This is a genomic window from Vibrio splendidus 12E03, from assembly GCF_000272105.2.
Lineage (GTDB): Bacteria > Pseudomonadota > Gammaproteobacteria > Enterobacterales > Vibrionaceae > Vibrio > Vibrio splendidus_I.
In genome coordinates this window covers 1-252 of record NZ_AJZD02000163.1, presented here as the reverse complement: position 1 = coordinate 252, position 252 = coordinate 1, and the positions used below count along the sequence as shown (strand labels likewise).

The following is a 252-nucleotide window of genomic DNA, read 5'->3' as shown; positions in this document are numbered from 1 at the left end:
AAGGGGCAAAAGGTTTAATGCAATTGATGGATATAAACAGCGTGGGTATCGACCCTTTTGATGTGGATTCCAATGTAGGGAGAGGCACTGCCTTACTCGCCCGATTGCTCAATCAATACGATGATGTTCGGCTTGCTTTAGCGGCTTATAACGCGGGGGAGGGTAACGTTCGAAAGTACGGGGGCATTCCGCCCTTTAAAGAAACGCAGCACTACGTCAGTCGAGTAGTGGCTCATTATGAACAATTGAAAT

Annotated in this window: 1 protein-coding gene; it reads left to right on the top strand. The window is 47.2% G+C overall.

Annotated elements, in window-relative coordinates:
* Positions 1 to 17: 17 nt before the first annotated feature.
* Positions 18 to 252: lytic transglycosylase domain-containing protein (locus A142_RS11450; RefSeq protein WP_139137174.1), on the top strand; the 235-nt coding region annotated here is incomplete at its 3' end.